This is a genomic window from Grimontia sedimenti (assembly GCF_011045095.1).
Taxonomy (GTDB): Bacteria; Pseudomonadota; Gammaproteobacteria; order Enterobacterales; family Vibrionaceae; genus Enterovibrio; species Enterovibrio sedimenti.
This window is the reverse complement of the sequence record NZ_JAALDL010000001.1, coordinates 575,331-598,912: the sequence shown is the minus strand read 5'-3', so window position 1 is coordinate 598,912 and position 23,582 is coordinate 575,331. Positions and strand designations below refer to the sequence as shown.

At 48.5% G+C, this 23,582-nt stretch carries 24 protein-coding genes and 1 pseudogene; 2 read left to right on the top strand and 23 right to left on the bottom strand.

Annotated features, from left to right (window positions below; translation table 11 throughout):
- Positions 1–8: 8 nt before the first annotated feature.
- The 20 genes and pseudogenes from nadA to G5S52_RS02715 form a co-directional block, all read right to left on the bottom strand.
- Positions 9–1,070, bottom strand: coding sequence for a quinolinate synthase NadA (nadA, locus tag G5S52_RS02810; protein WP_165011676.1), 1,062 nt, complete (start codon positions 1,068–1,070; stop codon positions 9–11).
- Positions 1,071–1,225: 155 nt separating this feature from the next.
- Entirely contained in the window at positions 1,226–1,960 is a 735-nt protein-coding gene (gene ybgF / locus G5S52_RS02805) for a tol-pal system protein YbgF (RefSeq protein WP_165011675.1), read from the bottom strand.
- A 15-nt stretch (positions 1,961–1,975) separates the two neighbouring features.
- Complete coding sequence (gene pal / locus G5S52_RS02800) at positions 1,976–2,497, bottom strand: peptidoglycan-associated lipoprotein Pal (protein ID WP_002538438.1); 522 nt, start codon at positions 2,495–2,497, stop codon at positions 1,976–1,978.
- Positions 2,498–2,529: 32 nt separating this feature from the next.
- Positions 2,530–3,882, bottom strand: coding sequence for a Tol-Pal system beta propeller repeat protein TolB (gene tolB / locus G5S52_RS02795; protein ID WP_039849943.1), 1,353 nt, complete (start codon positions 3,880–3,882; stop codon positions 2,530–2,532).
- Positions 3,883–3,894: 12 nt separating this feature from the next.
- On the bottom strand, positions 3,895–4,989 hold the full coding sequence (gene tolA / locus G5S52_RS02790) for a cell envelope integrity protein TolA (protein ID WP_165011674.1): 1,095 nt from the start codon (positions 4,987–4,989) through the stop codon (positions 3,895–3,897).
- An 8-nt stretch (positions 4,990–4,997) separates the two neighbouring features.
- A complete protein-coding gene (gene tolR, locus G5S52_RS02785) occupies positions 4,998–5,444 on the bottom strand; it encodes a protein TolR (protein ID WP_165011673.1) in 447 nt (148 codons plus the stop codon).
- Positions 5,445–5,447: 3 nt separating this feature from the next.
- The gene (gene tolQ, locus G5S52_RS02780; RefSeq protein ID WP_046306749.1) at positions 5,448–6,134 is read right to left on the bottom strand and encodes a protein TolQ; all 687 of its coding nucleotides are present in this window, start codon (positions 6,132–6,134) and stop codon (positions 5,448–5,450) included.
- On the bottom strand, positions 6,124–6,537 hold the full coding sequence (gene ybgC / locus G5S52_RS02775) for a tol-pal system-associated acyl-CoA thioesterase (RefSeq protein WP_046306750.1): 414 nt from the start codon (positions 6,535–6,537) through the stop codon (positions 6,124–6,126). Before ybgC ends, tolQ begins: the two co-directional genes overlap by 11 nt.
- Positions 6,538–6,703: 166 nt before the next feature.
- The gene (locus G5S52_RS02770) at positions 6,704–6,988 is read right to left on the bottom strand and encodes a cyd operon YbgE family protein (RefSeq protein ID WP_002538444.1); all 285 of its coding nucleotides are present in this window, start codon (positions 6,986–6,988) and stop codon (positions 6,704–6,706) included.
- Between the two features lie 10 nt (positions 6,989–6,998).
- Positions 6,999–7,109 (bottom strand): cytochrome bd-I oxidase subunit CydX, encoded by a 111-nt coding sequence (gene cydX, locus G5S52_RS02765; protein WP_039849945.1) that lies wholly within the window; start codon positions 7,107–7,109, stop codon positions 6,999–7,001.
- Positions 7,110–7,124: 15 nt separating this feature from the next.
- Positions 7,125–8,261, bottom strand: coding sequence for a cytochrome d ubiquinol oxidase subunit II (gene cydB, locus G5S52_RS02760; protein ID WP_002538445.1), 1,137 nt, complete (start codon positions 8,259–8,261; stop codon positions 7,125–7,127).
- 14 nt (positions 8,262–8,275) lie between these two features.
- The gene (cydA, locus tag G5S52_RS02755) at positions 8,276–9,862 is read right to left on the bottom strand and encodes a cytochrome ubiquinol oxidase subunit I (protein ID WP_165011672.1); all 1,587 of its coding nucleotides are present in this window, start codon (positions 9,860–9,862) and stop codon (positions 8,276–8,278) included.
- Positions 9,863–10,320: 458 nt separating this feature from the next.
- On the bottom strand, positions 10,321–11,328 hold the full coding sequence (gene ruvB / locus G5S52_RS02750) for a Holliday junction branch migration DNA helicase RuvB (RefSeq protein ID WP_002538447.1): 1,008 nt from the start codon (positions 11,326–11,328) through the stop codon (positions 10,321–10,323).
- A gap of 14 nt (positions 11,329–11,342) precedes the next feature.
- Positions 11,343–11,972: a Holliday junction branch migration protein RuvA gene (ruvA, locus tag G5S52_RS02745; RefSeq protein ID WP_062662400.1), complete on the bottom strand. Its 630-nt coding sequence runs from the start codon at positions 11,970–11,972 to the stop codon at positions 11,343–11,345.
- A 102-nt stretch (positions 11,973–12,074) separates the two neighbouring features.
- Positions 12,075–12,194, bottom strand: coding sequence for a DUF2474 family protein (locus G5S52_RS02740; protein ID WP_165011671.1), 120 nt, complete (start codon positions 12,192–12,194; stop codon positions 12,075–12,077).
- On the bottom strand, positions 12,187–13,185 hold the full coding sequence (cydB, locus tag G5S52_RS02735) for a cytochrome d ubiquinol oxidase subunit II (protein WP_165011670.1): 999 nt from the start codon (positions 13,183–13,185) through the stop codon (positions 12,187–12,189). Before cydB (G5S52_RS02735) ends, G5S52_RS02740 begins: the two co-directional genes overlap by 8 nt.
- A pseudogene (locus G5S52_RS02730) lies at positions 13,185–14,599 on the bottom strand (cytochrome ubiquinol oxidase subunit I). The gene cydB (G5S52_RS02735) and the pseudogene G5S52_RS02730 overlap by 1 nt, the downstream one beginning before the upstream one ends.
- Before the next feature lie 164 nt (positions 14,600–14,763).
- Entirely contained in the window at positions 14,764–14,922 is a 159-nt protein-coding gene (locus G5S52_RS02725; protein ID WP_002538453.1) for a DUF3012 domain-containing protein, read from the bottom strand.
- Positions 14,923–15,015: 93 nt separating this feature from the next.
- Positions 15,016–16,827 (bottom strand): ABC transporter transmembrane domain-containing protein, encoded by a 1,812-nt coding sequence (locus G5S52_RS02720; protein WP_368737439.1) that lies wholly within the window; start codon positions 16,825–16,827, stop codon positions 15,016–15,018.
- 73 nt (positions 16,828–16,900) lie between these two features.
- The gene (locus G5S52_RS02715; protein ID WP_165011668.1) at positions 16,901–17,326 is read right to left on the bottom strand and encodes a hypothetical protein; all 426 of its coding nucleotides are present in this window, start codon (positions 17,324–17,326) and stop codon (positions 16,901–16,903) included.
- A gap of 295 nt (positions 17,327–17,621) precedes the next feature.
- On the opposite strand from G5S52_RS02715, the gene G5S52_RS02710 reads away from it, so the two are divergent.
- Positions 17,622–18,902 (top strand): leucine-rich repeat domain-containing protein, encoded by a 1,281-nt coding sequence (locus tag G5S52_RS02710; protein ID WP_165011667.1) that lies wholly within the window; start codon positions 17,622–17,624, stop codon positions 18,900–18,902.
- Positions 18,903–18,928: 26 nt separating this feature from the next.
- Here the strand turns inward: G5S52_RS02710 and ruvC are convergent, their stop codons facing one another.
- The 3 genes from ruvC to aspS all read right to left on the bottom strand — a co-directional run bounded on the left by ruvC (position 18,929) and on the right by aspS (position 22,165).
- Positions 18,929–19,450, bottom strand: a complete 522-nt coding sequence (ruvC, locus tag G5S52_RS02705) for a crossover junction endodeoxyribonuclease RuvC (protein ID WP_165011666.1) — start codon at positions 19,448–19,450, stop codon at positions 18,929–18,931.
- Positions 19,451–19,456: 6 nt separating this feature from the next.
- Positions 19,457–20,203: a YebC/PmpR family DNA-binding transcriptional regulator gene (locus G5S52_RS02700; RefSeq protein WP_165011665.1), complete on the bottom strand. Its 747-nt coding sequence runs from the start codon at positions 20,201–20,203 to the stop codon at positions 19,457–19,459.
- A 177-nt stretch (positions 20,204–20,380) separates the two neighbouring features.
- The gene (gene aspS, locus G5S52_RS02695) at positions 20,381–22,165 is read right to left on the bottom strand and encodes an aspartate--tRNA ligase (RefSeq protein WP_165011664.1); all 1,785 of its coding nucleotides are present in this window, start codon (positions 22,163–22,165) and stop codon (positions 20,381–20,383) included.
- 471 nt (positions 22,166–22,636) lie between these two features.
- On the opposite strand from aspS, the gene G5S52_RS02690 reads away from it, so the two are divergent.
- Positions 22,637–23,506: a DUF72 domain-containing protein gene (locus G5S52_RS02690; protein WP_165011718.1), complete on the top strand. Its 870-nt coding sequence runs from the start codon at positions 22,637–22,639 to the stop codon at positions 23,504–23,506.
- Positions 23,507–23,582: the final 76 nt, after the last annotated feature.

The window sequence follows — 23,582 nt, the reverse complement described above, 5'->3', positions numbered from 1 at the left end:
CTTTGACCTTACGCGTTGCCTTTAACCTGCAACTGCAGAGAAGCAGCAAAATCCAGCATACGGTTCAGTGGAACAAGAGATTTCACTCGGATCGCTTCGTCAACGAAGATTTCATGCTCTTCGCCACCCTCACGCAATGCCAGTTCGATTGCCTTCAAGCCGTTCATTGCCATCCAAGGGCAATGTGCACAGCTTCGGCATGTTGCGCCAGCACCGGCGGTTGGCGCTTCAATCAGCTCTTTTTCCGGCACCATTTGCTGCATCTTGAAAAAGATGCCTTTGTCAGTCGCGACCACCAGTTGCTTGTTTGGCAACTCTTTTGCAGCTTTGATCAGCTGGCTGGTTGAACCGACAGCGTCTGCAAGCTCTACAACACTGGCTGGGGATTCTGGGTGAACAAGAATCGCAGCGTCTGGGTAGACAGCTTTCATGTCTCTCAACGCTTTCGCTGAAAACTCATCGTGCACCACACACTCGCCTTGCCAAAGCAGCATTTCTGCACCGGTCTTATTCGCGATGTATGAGCCTAAATGGCGGTCAGGACCCCAGATAATTTTCTTATCTTCAGCGTCGAGGTGTTCAACGATTTCCAACGCGATAGACGAAGTGACTACCCAATCCGCACGGGCTTTAACAGCTGCAGAAGTATTAGCGTAAACCACAACCGTATGGTCAGGGTGAGCATCGCAGAATTCAGTGAAGCGATCTTCTGGGCAGCCCAAATCCAATGAACACTCTGCTTCAAGCGTTGGCATCAGAACGGTCTTTTCTGGAGTAAGGATTTTGGCGCTTTCGCCCATAAAGCGAACGCCAGCAACCAGAAGGGTCTTAGCAGGATGTTTGTTACCAAACTTCGCCATTTCCAGAGAGTCACCAACGAAACCACCGGTTTCTTCGGCCAGCGCCTGGATTTCAGGGTCGGTATAGTAGTGAGCAATCATCACTGCATCTTTTTCCTTGAGCAATTGCTTGATGCTCGCGATGTAGTCAGTTTTCTGTTGCTCGGACAAGGCCTCCGGCTTCGGAGGGAAAGGATATACTGTCTCTGCAGTATTAATAATCTGGCTCATCAACTTACTCAGATTTGGCTTCCAATCCGGTCATTATACCCAGCTTGGTATCGAGTTTTCATCTTTTATGACAGATCGTTTACGCTGAAATGCGTCATTTTAGATATAAGAAAGCCAGCAATCATGCTGGCTTTCGTGAGCGACGCTTTTAGAAATTATTGGCTCAACTGCTTCTCAGCTTGTTTTGCCGTGGTTGTGCCGGGATATTCCTTCACAACTTGTTCAAAGAGAGTTTTAGCTGTTGCTGTATCTTTCTGGCGGTCAGCAATAATGCCCAACTTCAACAGTGCATCGGCACGTTTGCTTGATTTGGCAAACTGGCTAACGGCAGTGAAGTTTTTCTTCGCATCGTCTAACTGGCTTTTTGAGAAGTACAATTGACCCAGCCAGTAGTGTGCGTTTGGTTTGTAAATTGATTCAGGGTATTTAGCCAGGAATGCGTTGAACGCTTCTGTCGCGCCGGCGTAGTTTTTCTCTTTCAGAATGAGATTGACTGCCGCATCATATTCCGCATTCTCAGACTGATTCGCTGAGTATTTTTCCGTTGAAGCATTTTCTTGAGGCTTAGTTTCAACAGCAGGTGCCGGTTTCGCATTTCTCAGCGAATCAATCTCGCGGTAGAGATCGCGCTGACGTTCCAGCATCTGATTTAATTCGTAATTATTTCTTTCGACCGTGCCACGCAACTCATCGAGTTCGCTCGCCATCTGGTCAAGTTGGCGCTGCATGTCGATTTGCATCTGGTTTCGAGCTTCCAGCATTCGCTCCAAGCGCTCAACAGAGCTACCACTACCGCCCAACTCAGTCACCGGAGCAGGTGCGGCAGCCACAGGGGCTGCCGCACTCACCAGTAACGCCAGCGATAGAGCACGCAAAGTGTTACTGTTCATAAGATTTACCTTTAATTAGTAAACCAGAACCGCACGACGGTTCTTCGCGTAAGCTTCTTCACCCTGGCCAAGAACCAGTGGCTTTTCTTCACCGTAGCTTACGATAGAGATTTGAGATGCTGGTACGCCCAGTGCTTGCAGGTACTTAGCAACTGCATTTGCACGACGCTCGCCCAGCGCGATGTTGTACTCAGGAGTACCACGCTCATCTGCGTGACCTTCTACAACCACTTTGATGTCTGCGTTAGCGCGCAGGAATTCTGCGTGTGCATCCAGCATATCTTCAAACTGTGGCAGAACAGAGTAGTCGTCGAAGCTGAAGTAAACAGTTTGAGACTGACGCAACTCGTTGTTACGGATCTCTTGCTCAGTCAGGCCACCTTGACCGCCATCAACTGGAGTCACAACAGTGGTTTGAGAACCGTTGTTAGTTTCAGTGCCAGTGCTGTCGGTAGAGCTGTCACTTGAGCTACATGCCGCCAGAGTAAACATAGGCAGCGCTACAGCCAAACCCTTAAGTACTTTATTAACTTGCATCTTGTTTTCCTTATATCAAATAAGCGCAAATATTATTGGAACGGGGACCATGCTGGGGCTCTCACCCGGCCATTGGTAGCGGGTAGTCTCGCTTTGAAGCGTCCATCAATGGACACCAAAGAAAGCACGTTATTACGCCCGTAAACTGAGCTGTAAATGACCATACTGCCGTTTGGCGCAAGGCTTGGAGATTCATCCAACATAGTTTTCGTTAGAATCTCAACAGCACCCGTTTGCAAATCTTGTTTTGCAATGTTGTAGCCTGAGTCCGAGCGGTGAACCATCACCAGGTATCTACCATCCGGGGTAAGTTGACCGCCGAGGTTCTGGCTACCTTGCCATGTAATCCTATTGGTAGAACCATCGGCTAAATTTACTCGATAAATCTGTGGTTTACCACCCCGGTCTGAGGTAAAGATCAAAGACTGCCCGTCTGGATCCCAGAATGGTTCGGTGTTATTCGCACGGCCTTTAGTGATCTGGTCCATCTTGCGGGTCTTCAAATCCAACACGTAAACCTGAAGGCTGCCAGTTTTCGACAGTACCATCGCCAGTTTGCTGCCGTCCGGAGAGAAGCGTGGCGAACCGTTGTGACGTGGGAATGACGAAATCATTTCACGTTCACCGGTGTAGATATTCATCAGGAAAATCTGCGCCTGACCATTCTCGAAACTCACGTAAGCCAACTGCTTGCCGTCAGGCGACCATGCTGGTGACATCAGTGGCTGCTTGGAACGAAGTACCAACAATTCGTTGTAGCCATCGTAGTCAGCGATACGAAGTTGGTAGGGGTGTTCAGCTTTATCATCGATAACCACGTACGCAATGCGCGTCAGAAACGCACCTTTTTCACCGGTCAGTTTTTCGTAAACCAAATCAGAAATACGGTGGGCGTATTGACGAAGCTGTTTGTCACCAACCACTTTGCGGTTATTCAACAGCAGGTGATCTTTAGTCAAGACCAATTCACCCGTTGTAGACAGCCCTTTGCTCTGGCCACCGGTTAACTGGCCGCGAACAATATCAATCAGTTGATAATTGATAAGGTACTTGCCATCAGCCGTTGGGCTGATGGTACCTGTAACCAACGCATCCACACCCATTGCAGTCCAGTCGTTAAAGTCCACCTGCTCATCGTTGTAAGGCGTTTGTGGCATTTTGTCGGTTGGTACTGGGCTAAACTTGCCGCTTCGTTGTAAATCCGAAGCCACGACCGCTGAAACATCCGTAGGAAGCTTGCCCTCACCTTCCCATTTGAAAGGAACAATGGCAATTGGGCGCGCGGAGTTTACCCCTTCGGTGATGACCAGCTTCAACTCTGCATGTGCAGGTTGAATCACGGCTAGCATCATCACTACTGCTCCGAAGAGTACTCGTTTCAACATGAAGGATCCCTCTTACTCTGGTTTCACAGTCAGCTCGATATTCTGGAGCTCAGCTGCGATATCTTTGTCATCTGGCATTGGGAAAGATGACACTTTTAAAACTGCAGTTTTGGTCGCACGGCAAAGTGAACGATTGCCACCTACCTCTGATACGTCCAACAACAAACCAGTGCCAGAAATGCGCATTTTAACGATACATTCCTGCCCGCGGAGATTGTCATCTACCAGCAAATTTTGCTTAATCATTTGTGTATAGATGGAGCCATAGCGGGCTACTTCATCATTCACAAAACGTCCTCGAGCCGTATCGCGCGTGGCGGATTCCGACTCGAGACCGCTAAAAAGCTCGTTGAGGGCAGCCTCCTGCTCTGCCTGCTTACGCTTCGCTTCTGCTGCTTTACGCTCAGCTTCTTTGCGCGCAGCTTCGGCTTTGCGGGCTTCCTCTTCAGCTTTTTTCTTCTCGGCTAACTTACGCTGGCGTTCTTCTTCCGCTTTGCGTGCTTCTTCTTCAGCACGCTGCTTTTCAGCCAGTTTACGTTGACGTTCTTCCTCAGCTTTACGCTGCTCTTCCACGGCGCGCTGACGGTCTGCTTCTGCTTTCTTCGCCGCTTCTTCGGCTTTGCGTTGCTCCTCTACGCGACGAACACGCTCAGCTTCAGCCGCAGCCGCTTTTTCCTGAGCAATACGTGTAGCTTCTTCAGCTTTGCGCTGTTCTTCAGCGGCTTTTTTCTTGGCATCAGCAATGCGCTTGCGCTCAACTTCTGCTTCACGAGCCTCTTTCTCAGCAGCCAGTTTTTCTGCTCTCAGCTCACGCAGACGTTTTTCTTCCTGCTCACGCTGTTGTTCAAGCAAATCAGCTTGCTGTTCCAAACGACGAAGACGATCATCTTCCTGACGTTTAGCTTCATCCCGCTGCTGGCGAATTTTTCTTGCCTGCTCGTTCACCACACTTGGGTCTATGACGACAGCTTCAATGCTTTGCCCTACAGGTTGATGCGAGACTTTCGTAAAGTCCGCCCCCCAAAGCAAGCCACCGAATAATGCAGCATGCAGCAGTACAGAAACGAAAGTTGCGCCCGTGTAACTCGACTTCTGAGTTTTCTTCATTCCATCTCTCATGAATCAAGCGGTTCCGTCATCAAGCCGACTGATGAAACCCCAGCTTGGTTCAATGCATCCAAGGTGAGAATGATTTCTGAATACGGCACGCGTCCATCACCACCGACAAGCACAGGTGATTTAGGGTTAATTTCTAGCTCTGCCTTCACGCGGATAAGTAGATCCTGAAGTGACAGACCGCGTTGCATGTCTCCGTTATTCACGGAAAGTCCCAAACCGCCGTTCAGATCAACTTCTACAATAATAAACGCGCCGCTGTCTTCTTCTTTTGCAAGCTCCGCTGCCGTTTTAGCATTCGATGTTTGTGGAAGATCCACATCCACACCCTGCGTCACGAAAGGCGCTGTCACCATGAAAATAATCAAGAGTACCAACATCACGTCAATGTATGGCACCACGTTGATTTCGGCGTTCATTTTCCGCCGTTTACGCTGGTAAGGCATACATTACTCCTTCGGTGAAGCAAACGCCTGACGGTGAAGAATGCTCGAAAACTCTTCCATGAAGTTGATGTAGTTGTTCTCAAGCTTGCCCACTTTCGCAGTAAATCGGTTGTACGCCATCACCGCTGGGATAGCAGCAAACAGACCCATTGCAGTTGCAACAAGTGCTTCCGCGATACCCGGTGCAACCATGGCAAGGGTCGCTTGCTTAACCGCGCCCAGCGCGATAAATGCGTGCATGATGCCCCAAACCGTACCAAAGAGGCCGATGTATGGCGTGATTGAACCGACCGTTGCAAGGAATGGCAGATTGGTTTCCAACGATTCCACTTCTTTAGAGAGAGATACGCGCATGGCACGGGAGGTGCCTTCCATCACCGCTTCCGGCACTTTGCCGTTGCTACGGTGAAGACGGGCAAATTCTTTAAAGCCAGAGTAGAAGATTTGCTCACTGCCTGACAGGTTGTCTTTGCGAGCCTGCACTTCCTGAAACAGTTGAGACAAGTCCATCCCGGACCAGAATCTGTCTTCAAAACGCTCCGCTTTCGATGACGCTTCTGAAAGCACCTGCGAACGCTTAATGATCATTGCCCAAGACACGACAGACATGCCCAGCAGAACCAACATGACTGCTTTAACCAGCAGACTCGCCTGCAAGAACAGATCAAGAATTGAAAGTTCAGCGCTCACTTAAAATCTCCGATTGAATCGATTTAGGGATGGATTTCGGCTTCATTTTCTCAGAATCGACACAGGCTACCTTAACGGTGGCACGACACAACACATCGCCTTCTGAATTCACCAAATCTTGACAGAATGTGAGGGTCGCCCGACGAACTTCAGGTACCGTTGTTTGAACGGTAAGTTCTTCGTCAAGCCTTGCGCCTTTGAGGAAATCGATGTCCATATGACGTACGACAAACGCCGTATGTTCTTCAAATAACGTATGTTGATGGACACCAATGCTGCGCAGAAGTTCTGTTCTCGCACGCTCGAAGTATTTGAGGTAGTTCGCATGATAGACGATCCCACCAGTATCGGTGTCTTCGTAGTAGATGCGAACAGGCCAGCAGAACGGATGGAGACTCCTCATCCTGATAATTACCTGAAATCCATAGTAAGGTTTAGCGAAATACTATAACTGACTTACTCAGTGTAATAAAAGCACCAAGCGACGAGGCTGGTCACGAATGGCGCAAAATAAAACAGCCCAGCTGTTTTAAGCCGGGCTGTCGGTAACAGAGTGTTACAACGGGATGTCAAAGAAATGCTTTTACAAGCACAAAACTCATCACTACCCACGCAAACGGTGGAAAGAAAACGAGCTGCCAAAGCCAGAATCGTGGTTTGAACGCCATACCGTGGATCATTCCGGTACAGGTTGCCCAAATCAGTGCAGGACCGTTGGCAACAGTGAAGCCCCCAATCTTATCTGCGAAAGTCTGAGGATCCCACATGACTAACCCGCCGCATGTTAGCGCCATTGCCAGCGATAACAGCATGAGCACACGGATATGAAGACGGTCATGCAGACCGTCTAGCATAGTCGTGAACTTATTCTTCACTGTCACGATCCATGGCTTCAGTGTGTTCTAACCAAAGCGCATTGATAATACCGAACGAGCACGCCAGCAATACACCCAGAATCCAAGCGAAATACCACATGGTTAACTCCTTCTCTTAGTACAGTGAGGTTTTGTTTTCTTCGATGAACTTGTCATCAAGACGGCCGAACATCTTGTAGTAACACCATGCGGTGTAAGACAGGATGATTGGCACCATCACAATCGCTACGCCCGTCATAATGTTCAGCGTCAACTCGCTCGACGTCGCATCCCACATTGTTAGGCTGTGATCTGGGAACAAGCTAGAAGGCATCACGAATGGGAACATCGCAAAACCTGCCGTCAAAATCACACCCGCAATTGCAAGGCTGTTGAACAAGAACGCAAAACCGTCACGCTCGAAACGCGCACATACAGCAACCAACAGTGGCATAAATACCGCCAACGCCGGTGCAGCCCACAGTAGCGGGTAAGCTTCGTAGTTATTGAACAGTGCACCAGTTAAGGTCATCACTTCTTTGTTCAATGGGTTCGACGTTGCATTGGTCATGATTTCGCTGGTGATCACATAGCCTTCAATGCTTTGCGCCCAGAAGCCAGCAAGTGCAAAACATACCGCAGTCAGAATCGCAGAAATCTGCGCCACGTTACGTGCGCGGACGTGCAGCGCATCGGTGGTTTTCATCTGAAGGTAAGTCGCGCCTTGCGTCACGATCATGAACAAGCTGACCAAGCCACATAGAATCGCAAACGGATTCAGCAGGCCAAAGAAAGAACCACGGTAAGTTGGGATCAGGAACTCGTTCAGTTCAAACGGTACCCCTTGCAGCAAGTTACCAAATGCCACACCAAAGATGATTGGCGGCACGAAGCTACCCACAAAAATGCCCCAGTCCCAGGTTTTACGCCAGCGTGGGTCTTCAATTTTCGAACGGTAGTCAAAACCAATAGGACGGAACCACAAAGCCGCCAGTGTCAGAATCATAGCCAGGTAGAAACCTGAGAACGACACTGCATAGACCAACGGCCACGCTGCGAACAGCGCACCACCAGCGGTGATCAACCAAACTTGGTTACCATCCCAATGAGGCGCAATGGAGTTAATCATTACGCGACGCTCGTTATCGGTTTTACCAATAACTGGCACCAACGCGCCGACACCCATATCAAAGCCATCGGTAATCGCGAAGCCGATCAGCAGAACACCAATCAGTGCCCACCAGATCAGACGTAGAATCTCGTATTCAAACATGTCTCACGCTCTCCTTATGCTTCAACTTGACGCGCAAGATCCGTTTCCGGGCTCTTTAGCTTTTCAAAGTGATAACGGCCTGTTTTTAGGCTGCTAGGGCCTAAGCGCGCGAATTTAACCATCAGGTACACTTCAGCAATCAAGAACACTGTGTACAGTGCAACGATCGCAACCAGTGAAGTGATGATTTCTGACGCAGGAAGATTAGATGCTGCCATGTGCACTGGCAGAATTTCACCCACCGCCCAAGGCTGACGACCATACTCAGCAACGAACCAACCTGCTTCACAGGCAATCCACGGCAATGGAATACCAAACAGAGCCAGTTTTAGAAGCCATGGTTTTTCATCGATTTTCTGGCGACAAGTCTGGTAGAACGCCATACCGAAGATGAACAGCATGGCGAAGCCACACGCTACCATGATGCGGAAGCTCCAGAATAGCGGTGCTACCTGAGGAATAGAGTCTTTTGCCGCTTGTTTGATTTGTGCTTCTGTCGCATCAACAACGTTTGGTGTTTGTTGTTTTAGCAGGAGACCAAAACCTAGGTCTTTCTTCACGTCATCAAACGCAGCCAGGTTTTCAGGTGTTCTTTCACCTGCACGCAGTTTCTCAAGCAAACCGTAAGCAATCATACCGTTACGGATACGTGCTTCGTGCTCATCAACGATGTCATGTAGACCCGTTACTTGCTTGTCGAAAGAACGTGTCGCGATGATACCCATCACGTATGGGATTTTAATCGCGTAATCGGTTTCCATGGTCTCTTGGTTAGGGAAACCAAATACGGTGAAAGCAGCTGGTGCTGGCTCTGTGTGCCATTCTGCTTCGATGGCGGCCAGTTTGACTTTCTGAACGTCGCCCAACTCATAGCCAGATTCGTCACCCAGTACGATAGTAGACAGAATGCCCGCCATACCAAATGAAGCAGCAATCGCGAAAGAGCGACGAGCAAACGCAACGTCACGACCTTTCAGCAGGTAGTAAGCACTGATACCCAGAACGAACATAGCACCTGTGGTGTAACCTGCAGCAACAGTGTGAACAAATTTCACCTGCGCAACCGGGTTAAGTACAACTTCAGCAAAGCTCACCATTTCCATTCGCATGCTTTCGAAGTTGAACTCTGCACCCACAGGATTTTGCATCCAGCCGTTAGCGACGAGAATCCAAAGCGCAGAAAAGTTGGAGCCAATGGCGGTCAGCCAAGTGACAGTAAGGTGTTGGCGCTTGGAGAGACGGTCCCAACCGAAGAAGAACATACCGACAAGGGTAGATTCCAGGAAGAAGGCCATCAGCGCTTCGATCGCCAGAGGGGCACCGAAAATATCGCCGACATAGTGAGAATAGTATGCCCAGTTAGTACCAAACTGGAACTCCATGGTGAGGCCGGTAGCGACGCCCAACGCGAAGTTAATACCAAACAGCTTACCCCAGAACTTGGTCATGTCCTTGTAGATCTGCTTATCGGTCATCACATACAACGACTCCATGATGGCTAGCAGGAATGCCATACCCAGAGTCAGTGGGACAAACAAGAAGTGATACATCGCAGTCAGTGCAAACTGTAACCGCGACAGATCAACAATATCAGTTAACATAGTAACTCCTTCATCGTCAGGCTGACTGACGCACGACACTTACGTATCGTTAAGTAAATGCTTAATCACCTGCGAGCCATACAGCTCGCGCTTAACTGAGCTTCCTTACGGGGACTGTGTAAACAGCCATCCCTCTTTATGTTGCACGAATGTGCCGCACTGGTTAGGATTTTGTTAAGCATCTCCTAATATAGTGCCAGCTAATACTAAACATTCTGGGGACGAGCTTCAAAGCCTTTGGAGCGATCTCACATTGACTGCTGTCAAATTAATCAACTCCGGGCGTTTAAATCGTTTGAATTCAAGATCCAGATCAAAACAAAACCCAAATTAGACGTTGGCAGATATTGAAATCTTCTAGCACGCGACATTTGCACTAGAAGTATTGTTCAGGGAGGAAAAATAGCAAAGGCTGACACTAGGCCAGCCTTTGAAAAGAGGAAGATAGTGGTGCTTGCTCACTCAGGCATATCAAATCCAAAATGAAGATATGCTCGCTGACTTGCAATACGCCCTCTTGGGGTGCGCTGCAAGTAGCCTTGTTGGATAAGATAAGGCTCTAACACATCTTCGATTGTGTCTTTGGCTTCACCAATTGCCGCGGCAAGGTTATCCAAACCAACCGGACCGCCGTCAAACTTCTCGATAATTGCAGTGAGAAGCTTTCTGTCCATGTAATCGAAACCTTGGTTATCTACATCCAACATGTCCAACGCTTTTGATGCCACATCCGCATTGATACGACCATCAGCTTTAACCTCGGCATAGTCGCGAACACGGCGAAGCAGACGGTTCGCAATACGCGGTGTACCGCGGGCACGTCTCGCGATTTCAAATGCACCTTCTTCATCCATATCCAGATTCAGGCAATTCGCGCTGCGTTGAACGATCCCTTTGAGGTCGGCAATGTTGTAGTACTCAAGGCGCTGAGTAATGCCGAAGCGGTCACGCAGTGGCGAGGTCAATGAGCCAGCACGTGTCGTTGCGCCCACTAGCGTAAATGGTGGCAAGTCAATCTTGATAGAACGCGCAGCCGGGCCTTCACCAATCATGATATCCAGTTGGTAGTCTTCCATCGCTGGATACAACACTTCTTCCACCACCGGACTCAAGCGGTGAATTTCATCAATGAAAAGCACATCGTTTGGCTCAAGATTGGTCAGAAGCGCCGCCAAATCACCTGCTTTTTCAAGGACAGGCCCGGAAGTCGTGCGGATATTCACTTCCATCTCGTTAGCAACAATATTTGCCAACGTGGTTTTACCCAGACCTGGAGGCCCAAAGATCAGCAAATGGTCGAGGGCTTCTTCACGTTTACGCGCCGCATGAATAAAGATTTCCATCTGATCACGGACGTGATCCTGACCTTGATAATCCGACAGCATCTTTGGGCGAATAGCGCGGTCAATGACGTCGTCTTCGCGGCTCGGGGGTACCGTGCCCATCAGTCGATCAGCTTCAATCATTCCAAATCACCCTATTAGACCATTGAACGCAGCGCATCACGGATGATCGCCTCGCTCTTCATGCCATCAACGGCCACTTGCTTGACCACTTTCTCAGCCTGTGCAGCTTTGTAGCCCAGCGCGATAAGCGCACTTATCGCTTCATCTTTCGGATCATTCGATGCAGCAACGACGGTTTCATTGCTTGCCGCACGGCGGGCCGCTGCATCGGCATGTGGGGTAAACAGGTCGAAGGCATGCCAGTTTTTCAGGCGATCACGCATTTCGATCACCAAACGCTCTGCGGTTTTCTTACCTACGCCAGGGATTTTCACCAGCGTTGAGACATCTTCACGTTCTACGCTGTCGACAAATTGAGTTGCCGTCATACCGGAAAGAATCGCCAGACCCAATTTAGGACCGACGCCATTGGCTTTGATGACTTCGCGGAATAAAGCACGTTCGATGGTGGTGTTAAACCCATAGAGGAGTTGCGCGTCTTCACGTACGACGAAGTGAGTGTAAACAATCGCTTCTTCACCCACTTCTGGCAATTCATAGAAGCAGCTCATAGGCATACTGACTTCGTAACCCACGCCATTAACTTCCAGCAGGATTTCAGGGGGTTGCTTTTCAAGCAAAATTCCGCGTAATCGGCCAATCACAATCAAAACTCAAATTGTTGCTAATAATTGTGGTTAGGATAATGAACAACTGGATAGATATCCAGTTTTAAAGCCGAGCGTGTAATTGAAATGGCTATGCGATCAGACTAATCCGACCCACTGCATCGTGTAACGAATGAAATAGGCAAGTGCCGTCACTGCTAGCACACCCGCTAGCCAAAGGCCGACAAACCACGCAAACGCTTTGCCCTGTTTATTCATGATACCCCTCGTCAGCTCTGACCTTCCCGCGGAACACCCAGTAGGAATATGCCGAATAAATGATGATGATTGGCAGCAAAACCACAGCGCCAGCGAACAGGAATGCAAGGCTATTGTCTGGTGCAGCCGCATCCCAAAGGGTCACTGCTCTAGGCACCATGTAAGGGAATATGCTGATGGCAAAACCGGCAAATGCCATCAGATATATCATGAGTGTCCAGCAGTACGCTGCTCCAGCGCGACGCAAACTCAAGGAGTGCCAGAGTTGGTAAGCCGCGAACGCTGAAATGGCCGGAATAAGGAAAAAGCCCGCAGCATTCGGGAAAGTAAACCATCTCGCGGCGATATCGCTGGAGATAAACGGAAGCCAAACACTCACCACACCAATGGCTCCGAGGAACAAGAAGGTGAGTTTTTTGCACTTTGGAAAGAGTTTTTCTTCGATACTCCCGGAAGTCTTAATTAGCAGCCAGCAGCCACCGAGCAAGGTATATCCTGCGGTTACTGCAAGACCACAGAAGAGGGAAAAAGGCGTCAGCCAGTCAAACCAGCCCCCTGCGTATTGTCTATCGGCAACTTCAATTCCTTGCAACAGGGTGCCGAGGATCATCCCTTGGGAAAAGGTTGCCACCATCGAGCCACCCGCGAAAGACCAGTCCCATAGGTAACGACCCTTTTTGGTACGATAGCGATACTCAAACGCAACACCACGAAATATCAGACCAATCAGCATTGCAATAATGGGTGCGTAGACAGCAGGCATGATGATGGCATACGCCAAAGGGAAGACCGCAAACAGTCCTCCCCCACCCAATACCAGCCAAGTTTCATTACCATCCCAAATAGGTGCGATGGAGTTCATCGCGGCATCTTTCTCGTCGTCATTTAACGAGGGGAAAAGTATGCCAACACCAAGGTCGAAGCCATCAAGAATGACATAAGCGAATACGGCAAAAGCGATTATCACCGCCCAGATAAGTGCGTAATCCATTATGACTCCTTACCTGAAGCGGGCTCTGGATTCACAGTAAGATCTTTGGTTGAGTTACCATGTGAAAGTCGGGTAACAATGCGCCCGTCCAAATCCTGCTCGTACTTGGTCGGCGATTTTCTCATCAGTTTCAGTAAGTAGTAGATACCCGCACCAAATATCACGAAATAGACCACCACGAACACGGCGAGCGAAGCACCGACCGCACTGGCATCAATCGGCGACACGGATTCTGAGGTTCGGAGTAATCCGTATACCGTGTATGGCTGACGCCCTACTTCGGTAGTCACCCATCCCGCCAATATCGCCAAAAAGCCACAAGGCGCGGCATATACGCAGGTCCTTAGGAACCAAGCCGTTTCATACAAGGTTTTCTTGTAACGTAGCCACAGGGACACCAACCCCATTCCCAGCATTAAAAAACCAATAGCCACCATAATTCGGAAACTCCAGAACACAGTAGCAACAGGCGGCCTTTCTTCAGGCGGAACCGACTTAAGACCTTTGATCTCGCCATCAATGGAATGGGTAAGAATAATGCTACCCAATTTTGGAATTTCAACTTTGTAGTCAACCGTTTCGGTCTCTTCATTTGGAATACCAAACAGGATAAGCGGCGCACCTTTTTGGGTTTCGAAGTGTCCTTCCATCGCCGCTACTTTCATAGGCTGGTGTTCCAACGTGTTAAGCCCATGAAGGTCACCGGCCACAATTTGAATTGGTGTAACCAAAACCGCCATCCACATGCCCATCGAAAGGCTTATCCGGCCCAGCTCATTGTGAGCGCGCGCAGTAAATGCCAAGCACCGACACCTGCAACCATAAAGGCCGTTGTCAGATACGCAGCAATGACCATGTGAACCAGGCGGTACGGGAAGGACGGATTGAACACGACTTCAAACCAGTCCGTGACGATAAATTGGCCTTTGTCATTGAAATCAAACCCTGCAGGTGTTTGCATCCAACTGTTTACTGACAGTATCCAAGTGGCGGATAGTAAAGTGCCAAATGCGACGACTGCAACGGCCAGGAAATGAAGTTTAGGACCGACTCGCTCGCGACCGAAAAGCATGATGCCGAGGAAACCCGCTTCGAGGAAAAACGCGGTAAGCACTTCATAACCCATCAAAGGCCCGAGCACTGGGCCGGTTTTGTCGGAGAAGACACCCCAGTTCGTGCCGAACTGGTAACTCATGACGATACCGCTCACTACACCCATACCAAACGTCACAGCAAAAATTTTCGTCCAGTACTTTGAAAGCTCAAGGTATTGATGCTGCTTGGTTTTCAAGTGCAGCGCTTCCAGCACCGTGATATAGCTGGCAAGCCCGATAGAAAAGGCAGGGAATATGATGTGAAAAGACACAGTGAACGCAAACTGAATTCGCGCCAGGTCTATGGCAAGCTCCGACATACCCAACTCCACGAAACGTGAGTGACCCTAGTTGGAACGTCAAGCTTTACGCCTGAGATCACTTTTATGGAGAATTCATCACCAGAGGCGGCTTACCTAATAGAGGAATAAAAAAAGCGAGCCACGCTCGCTTTTTAGTGTCAGGTTGAGGCTTAGTGCTTAGCTTAGAAAATGCAGTGTTTTGCAAAATCAGTCGCTTCGTTGGTCGACCAATCGCCTTTTGGTTTTTCTTTTAGCTCTTTGCACCACTCTTCACTGCCCACTTCCGGTGAACAGCCAGCAATCACAAATAATACTGCAAATACGGCTAGTAGCTTTTTCATTTTAGAGTCCTATCCTTTCGAGTTATTTTCAACACTGCATCAGACTAACGACTAATCTGTAAAGTCACTCAGATAAGTCATGGAATTCACCCGTCATTCACCAACAATTTTTGCTGGCATTTCCTCGGTAGCAGACACCAACTGCAACGCAGCAAATTCGCGATAAAGCGGAGACGAAGCCATCAATTCATCATGTGTTCCTGTGGCGACAATTTGCCCTTTATCCATTACCAGGATCTTGTCTGCGTTGACCACGGTAGCGAGACGATGAGCAATTACTATCGATGTTTTGTGCGACATAAGCTCATCAAGCGCTGATTTCACTTTGTGTTCACTCACGGCATCCAGCGCACTAGTGGCTTCATCGAGAAGGAGAATTGGGCGGTCTGCCAATATCGCGCGAGCTATTGAAATACGTTGCTTCTGACCACCTGATAAACGCACGCCACGTTCGCCCAATTCAGTATGATAACCATCAGGAAACTCCACGATAAAGTCATGCGCTCTCGCCGCTTTACAGGCAGCTATCACGGCTTCTTCGCTGGCTTCAGGTGCGCCGTAACGCACGTTCTCAAGTACAGTGGTCGCGAAAATCACTGACTCTTGCGGCACCAGCGCAAACTGCTTTCTCAAGGTTTCAATCGAGAGGTCTGAAATGCTGACACCATCAATATCAATGTGCCCTTCCTGAACATCAAAAAAGCGTTGAAGCAGAGCAAAAACAGTACTTTTCCCGGCCCCGCTTGGGCCAACCAGCGCGATGCGCTCACCCGCTTTTACATCAAAAGAGAGTGAATGAAATACCGGAAGGTTTTCACCACCGGGATAGGAGAAAGAGATACCATCAAAACGGACTACGCCGGAAACGGGCTCCGGTAACTGGCGGGGCCTCTGTGGCTCCTGAATGTCCTGCTTCATTTGGGATAATTCAATCAGGCGTTCAGTCGCACCGGCTGCACGTTGAATGTCCCCAATCACTTCGCCAATGGTGGCCACACCACCCGCCACTAACAAGGCATAAAACATAAAGGCTGACAGCTGGCCTGCGGTCAATGAGCCGTCCAAAACGCTCAATGCGCCAACCCAAGTGACCAGCACAATGGCCACTATAGAGAGAAACACCACGGAGCCCATTAAGGTCGCGCGGTAGCGGATACGCGTTTTAGCAGCATCCATAACCGATTCAACGCGACCATTGAAATGATGCGCATCAGCGTCTTCATGGTTGTAAGATTGGACAGTGCGAATTTCGTGGAGCGTTTCATCTACGTGGGCGCCAAGATCAGCCACCCGGTCCTGACTCACACGTGCCAATCGACGCACTTTTCGTCCCAGTACGAAAATGGGAACCAGCACCACAGGGACCGCCAGCAATACTAGCCCTGTTAAAGTGATACTGGTGAACGCCATCATGATTAGACCACCAATCACAGAGACGCCAGAACGCAGCGCCATTGAAAGACTGGAACCCACTACCGTCTGCAGCAGCGTCGTGTCTGCGGTAAATCGACTGATGACTTCACCCGTTCTTTCTTTGGCATAAAACGAAGGTGAAAGTTTGAGAAGATGGTGATATACAGTCATGCGGATATCCGCACTGACGCGCTCGCCGAGCCAGCTCATCAGATAGAAACGACAGAAGGTTGCAAAGCCACTGACCACCGTAATACCTAGAATAACCAGAACTAGCTTATTCAACTCGGTGGCATTCCCTGAGAGAAAGCCTTCATCAACCACAAGCTTCACAGCCTGCCCAAGCGCCAGCCAGCTCAAAGAGCCAAGGAAAAGAAAGAAGACAGCACCAATGACTTTGCTGCGATAAGGCAGAAGATAAGCGGCAATCCATTTAAGGACTGACCGCGTGCTCGAAGATTGTTGGGAGTTTTGCTGGGACAAGATAATCACTCTCTCGCTTTCTATCGCTATTGGTTACCACGTTACAACAAGTTGCGATGCTCAGCGAGAGAGTAAGCCGAGATTAATCGACTTCTTCGCGGTCACCTTTTCTTGTTTGATACAGCAAGAATGCCGCCGAAAGCCAAACCAAACATGCCATCACAAATAGTGTGCCGCCATCGTTACCGACCACCTCACCTGCTTCATTAAACGCAGGCTGCGCAACTCCGATTGGTGTAAACAAGTGGAAGAAAATAGCGCCAGTCATAGTACCGACTGCTAAAAAAGCGCCCAAAGCATGAAGGCGTGTAAAAAGCAGAATCGAGGCGATCAGTTCAACAATACCTACCATATAAGCGCCGTATTTGCCGAACCAAGCCTGCCCAGACCACTCACCCAGTGTGCCGAAGATAAATTCCGTTTCCGGTGAACCCGAAAACTTGAAGAACAGCGACTGAATAAACACAAACGCGATAAAGATGCACAAGCCTGTTTTGATGTATTTCATAGATTTTCCCATTCGAAAACATAGATATCCCTTAGACAACCATAGAAAAGAACGGGGATTTCTCTAATCAATTTCACCCAAAAGTTAAGAAAGAGAGGCATAGGTTTTTTTGCCATTCATCAGAAAACTTTGGCGAAAACGTTGCCACAGACTCCCTGCGCACAGACCACGCACCTGAGTAGCAACATTGACTCGCTATTAAGACGAAACTGATGAGTCTCATATACGCGTCAGTTCAGTGTAACGAAATCAGTTACGGTTTCTTTGTTGTATGGATAAATGGATGATCCAATAAATGAAAATGATAAAAATACTGTTATTAGGACTTGTTACTACGTTAGCTGGCTGTGGAGGCGGAGGCGGAGGCGGAGGCGATTCAAATGTCATTAATGCTGGAGATGATGACCAACCCGCTCAAATTTCACCCCCTCCTGAGTTCATAGAAACTAGAACTCCTATCAAACTATCTTTAATCAAAGATGACTCATTGCGCAGTTGCATAGAGAATGAAAACTATCAATATTTGGAACGTGTCTACTCAATAATGTGTGAAGATATGGACATTGAAACAATGGATGGTTTAGAGCAGTTCATATATACAAATAGCTTTTTTCTAAGTGACAACAACATTACTGTTGCGGATTTTAGTTGGGCAAATTCCGCCACTTATATCAGTATGTCAGATAGTAATTCTCAAGTATTAATTCTTCCAGAAAGTAAAAACCTGAGGAGCTTATGGTTCGGATTCAACAAGATCATGAGTGTCGATTTGTCTGGTGTCCCTAATATAGAATGGGCTGAGTTCACATACAATAATGTAACCAGCATAGTTCTAGAAGACAACGATAGACTAGCCCATCTAGGCCTTGGCTTAAATTCATTAAGATCAATTCAACTAGAAGAAGTTCCAAACCTAGAATCGCTATCTATAATAGGTAACGACATAAATAGCCTAGACTTAACTTCAAATGAAAAAATCAGCTCGCTATCTATCTTTGGAAATGACATGGAGACCCTAAATTATCCTCCAAGCGATCATCTTGTATTTTTCCAATCTGGGAGAAATAATTTCCCAGCAATAGATTATAACTCTTATCCAAATATCAATTTTTTAGAAGCATCGAGATTGAGTTTAACAGAGATAAATATTGATAAATTATCAAAGCTTCAACATTTGGATATCGAATATAACCTGCTGACAAATCTTGATTTATCATCAAACCTATTACTTGAAGAACTCATTGCAAACATTAACGAATTGACAGAGATTGATCTTTCAAAGAACACAAATTTAACCGAAGTTGGCTTAGCTTCAAACAACCTTAGATTTCTTGATTTAAGTTCAAATGAAAATCTATCCGAGTTATATATTATTAGTAATGATATTACTGAAATTGACCTCAGTCAGAATCCTAATTTAACAAGGTTTTATGGAGATTATAATAATTTCAGTTCAGTGGATTTTGAACTCAACCCCAGAATTGAGTACGTGTCGCTTACATTCAATCCATTAACTTCTCAGACCGAGACATACCTAGAAAATCTTAAAACTCAAGACCGGCTAATTGTGTACTAACGACAAGGGGCATAAGCCCCATGATTTTATCTATAACGCCCGCGCCTTGCGCTCTTCGCCTGCCCAGCCATAGCCACCAGCGTATGGTTGGTGTGGGCATGACAAATCGCGACGGCTAAGGCATCTGCCGCATCGGCTTGTGGGGTAGATGGCAGTTTCAGCATATGAACGACCATGTGCTGAACCTGCTTCTTATCTGCACTGCCTTTGCCAACCACGGCCTGCTTGATCAAACGGGCAGCGTACTCAGAAACAGGTAAACCCGCATTGACGGCGGCAACAATCGCGCTTCCACGTGCCTGGCCGAGCTTAAGTGCTGAATCCGCGTTGCGCGCCATAAACACCTGCTCGATGGCGAAAGTATCCGGCTGAAACTGGGTAATCACTTCACCGACACCAGCATAAATCTGGCCTAATCGCCCGGCCAAATCTTCAGAATCTGTTCGGATACAACCGCTGCCAAGATATTCCAGATGCCTGCCTTGATGGCGGATCACGCCGTAGCCAGTGATCCGCGAACCCGGGTCAATCCCGAGAATAATAGCCACGTATGATTATTCCAGTGTTGCTGCGACTTCGTCAGAAATATCGCCGTTGTGGTAGACCTCTTGAACGTCATCAAGATCTTCAAGTGCATCAATCAAACGAAGCAGTTTAGGTGCGGTGGTTTCGTCTAAGTCTGCTTTGGTTGAAGGGACGAGCGTAACTTCTGCGTTTTGCGCTTCAAAACCCGCTGCATCCAGCGCATCTTTCACCGCTCCGAACTCTGCTGGCGTTGTGTAAACGTCCATCGAACCATCTTCATGAGTCTCAACGTCATCCGCACCACCTTCCAGTGCTGCTTCCATCACTGAGTCTTCATCCAGACCTGCCGCATAAGAAATGACACCTTTTTTGTCGAACAGGTAGCTCACGCTTCCGTCAGTGCCAAGGTTTCCGCCCGCTTTAGAAAACGCATGACGAACACCGGAAACGGTGCGGTTACGGTTATCGGTCATACATTCAACCATGACTGCAGTACCCGCAGGACCGTAACCTTCATAGATCACGGTTTCCATGTTCTCTTCGCCTTCACCACCCGCTCCACGCGTAACAGCGCGGTTAACGGTGTCTCGGGTCATGTTGTTTGACAGTGCTTTATCAATCGCAGCGCGCAAACGAGGGTTGTTCTCTGGCTCAGGACCGCCTTCTTTAGTCGCAACCACGATTTCACGAATTAGCTTGGTAAAAATTTTACCGCGCTTAGCATCTTGCGCAGCCTTACGGTGTTTGATGTTGGCGAACTTACTATGACCTGCCATTTCTCACTCCTCTATCAGCGGCCGACATACCACTGACGTTATTATTCAGTCATGGTTTTATAGCAAAACAGATAAAACCTTTCTGAGAGAAAGACCATATCTGCTGGCTTTATAACTTGGTTTCAGAAACAAATAAGGCCAGATAATCTGGCCTTATTGTTCTTAAAGAGTAACGACTTATGCGTCGTTTTCTTCTTTCTTAGCTGCTGCTGTGATTGCCAGCGCAAGCTCTTCCAGTGCTGCTGGGTTTGCTTCACTTGGTGCATCAGTCAACAGACATGCTGCTGCAGTGGTTTTCGGGAACGCGATAACATCACGGATGTTTTCGGTGCCACATAGCAGCATAACAAGACGGTCAAGACCGAATGCCAGACCCGCGTGTGGTGGTGTACCGTACTTCAACGCTTCAAGCAGGAAGCCGAACTTCACTTTTTGCTCTTCCGCTTCGATGCCCAGCAGGTCAAATACCGCCGTTTGCATTTCAGGGTTGTGGATACGAACAGAACCACCGCCCACTTCGTAGCCATTCAGAACCATGTCGTAAGCGTTAGAATTTACACTCTCTGGGTTCGCTTTCAGCTCTTCAGGAGACACGTTCAGTGGAGACGTAAACGGGTGGTGCATCGCGTGCAGGTTACCTTCGTCGTCTTCTTCGAACATTGGGAAATCAACAACCCACAGTGGTGCCCACTTGCTGGTGTCAGTCAGACCCAGATCGGTACCCAGCTTCAGACGCAGTGCACCCATCGCTTCAGTTACCACTCTCTTGCTGTCAGCACCGAACAGGATGATGTCGCCAGACTCTGCGCCAGTGCGCTCAAGAATGCCGTTAACCACATCTTCCGTCAGGAATTTGGCAACCGGAGACTGAATGCCTTCCATGCCTGCTGCACGGTCGTTCACTTTCACCCATGCCAGACCTTTCGCGCCGTAAATACCAACGAACTTGGTGTAGTCGTCAATTTGTTTACGAGAAAGCTCAGCACCACCCGGTACACGGATGACTGCAACACGGCCTTTCGGATCGTTTGCAGGGCCAGAGAAGACTTTGAATTCAACGTCTTTCAGCAGATCAGCTACATCAACCATTTCCAGCGGGTTACGCAGGTCTGGTTTGTCAGAACCGAAACGACGCATCGCTTCAGCGAAAGTCATTTGTGGGAAAGCGCCCAAATCAACGTTAAGCAGCTCTTGCCACATGTCACGAACCATACGCTCAGTCACTTCGCGCACTTGTTCTGCGTTCATGAACGAGGTTTCGATATCGATTTGGGTGAATTCTGGCTGACGGTCTGCACGCAGGTCTTCGTCACGGAAACACTTAACGATTTGGTAGTAACGGTCGAAACCAGACATCATCAGCAGCTGTTTGAACAACTGTGGAGACTGAGGCAGCGCGTAGAAGCTACCTTTGTGAACACGGCTTGGTACCAAGTAGTCACGCGCGCCTTCCGGGGTCGCTTTGGTCAATACTGGCGTTTCGATGTCCAGGAAGCCGTTGTCATCCAGGAAGCGGCGAACAAAGCTCGACGCTTTTGCACGCAGCTTGATGCGGTCACTCATTTCAGGACGACGCAGGTCAAGGTAGCGGTGCTTCAGACGCTGTTCTTCAGAGTTGTTCTGGTTGAAGTCCAGTGGAAGTGGAGCTGCACGGTTGATGATCTCAACGCCACGCGCCAGCACTTCTACTTCACCCGTCGCCATACCTTTGTTGATTTGGCTGTCAGGACGCAGACGCACTTCACCGGTGATTTTGATACAGAATTCGTTACGCAGTTGGTTAGCAACCTCGAAGATATCTTTCATATCTGGGTCTACAACTACCTGAACGATACCTTCACGATCTCGCATATCGATGAAGATAAGACCGCCTAAATCGCGACGACGGTTAACCCAGCCGCATAGTTCTACAGTTTGCCCTGCGAGGGCTTTGTTCAGGTGACCACAATATTGGGTGCGCATATGAATTTCCCGATCTGTTACTTACTGTCCTTTTACGCCACAAGACGCAAAGTATCGAATGAGGGTTTGCAGCTTTCACTGCTGATGCCCGCTGGAAAAACTGCACCAGCGAACCTCTAAATATTTCAAAAAGACGGCGCATTATAAAGGAAAAAATGAGCCTGCGGTAAATCGTAGCCAGACTAAGGAGGGAAATCGTCGCAACTGCGCAAAAAAGCAGCAAAGATTGACCTCTCGCCAGTGTTATACCAATCACAGTAGGTAGCTGATCAGAAATAGCGCAGGAAAAATGCTCGAGAACAAGGCAAAAAATTTCGATACGTAGTTATTCTACAATCAAATTTTTCAACGCAGTTATCGAGCATTTTAACAAGCTAGGATGAGCAGATATTTACTACGATTGGTATTAATTCCACAATAGCCGCTCAAACAACAGAAAGGACTCTAGGTTTGCAAACGCCGCTTTCCCAAATGACTTCACCGCCAATCCGCCTTGGTATGACTCAATGGTCACACAATTCATGGCAGCGTGTGTTCTACCCTTCTGGCACAAAAAGCGGCGAACGACTGGCCCGTTACGCAGAAGTGTTCAATTCTGTGGAAGGAAACACCACCTTTTACGCGAGTCCTTCCCACGCCACGGTGGCGAACTGGAAAGCGGCCACCAGCGATGCATTCAGCTTTACCTTTAAGTTTCCCCAACCCGTGACGCACCAAATGATGCTGCGCCATTCCGATGAAATGGTGTCAGAGTTTATTACCCTGATGCAGCCACTCCATGAGCGTATTGGGCTTTGGAAAATTCAGCTTCCTGCAGCGTTTGGGCCTGAGAATTTGCCCGACCTCAAACGCTTTCTGAGCGCAATGCCAAAAGGCTTTAAACTGGGTGTGGAAGTTCGTCATCTCGCGTTTTTTGCCAAAGGTGAAGAAGAACGCGCGTTGAATGCGATGCTGATGGAGCTTGGTGCCAACCGCATCATCATGGACAGCCGCCCTGTTTTCGCGGTTCCACCCGATACCGACGCCTTGCTTGATGCCCAGCAGAAGAAACCCAAAGTGCCAGTGCATGCCATTTCGACAGCAGAAACCCCCATGGTGCGATTTATCGGAGACCCAACGCTTGAGCGAAACGATAAGTTCTTTGCCAACTGGCTAAAAAAAATCCCGGTATGGATAAATGAAGGTAAAACGCCTTATCTCTTTATTCACACCGCCAATAACGACGAAGCGCCGCAGTTAGCGGCGCGTTATTACGAAAAGCTGTGTGAGCACATTACCTTGCCACCGTTAGCGCCCTTAATGCCGGAGCAACCTAACAGCAGCCAGATGAGTTTGCTTTAGAGCGGGTCTTGGAACCTGCAAAGTTTTTTATGTCACAGCCGCCACTTCAAGCTTTTGCTTTTCCTAGGATCCAGGA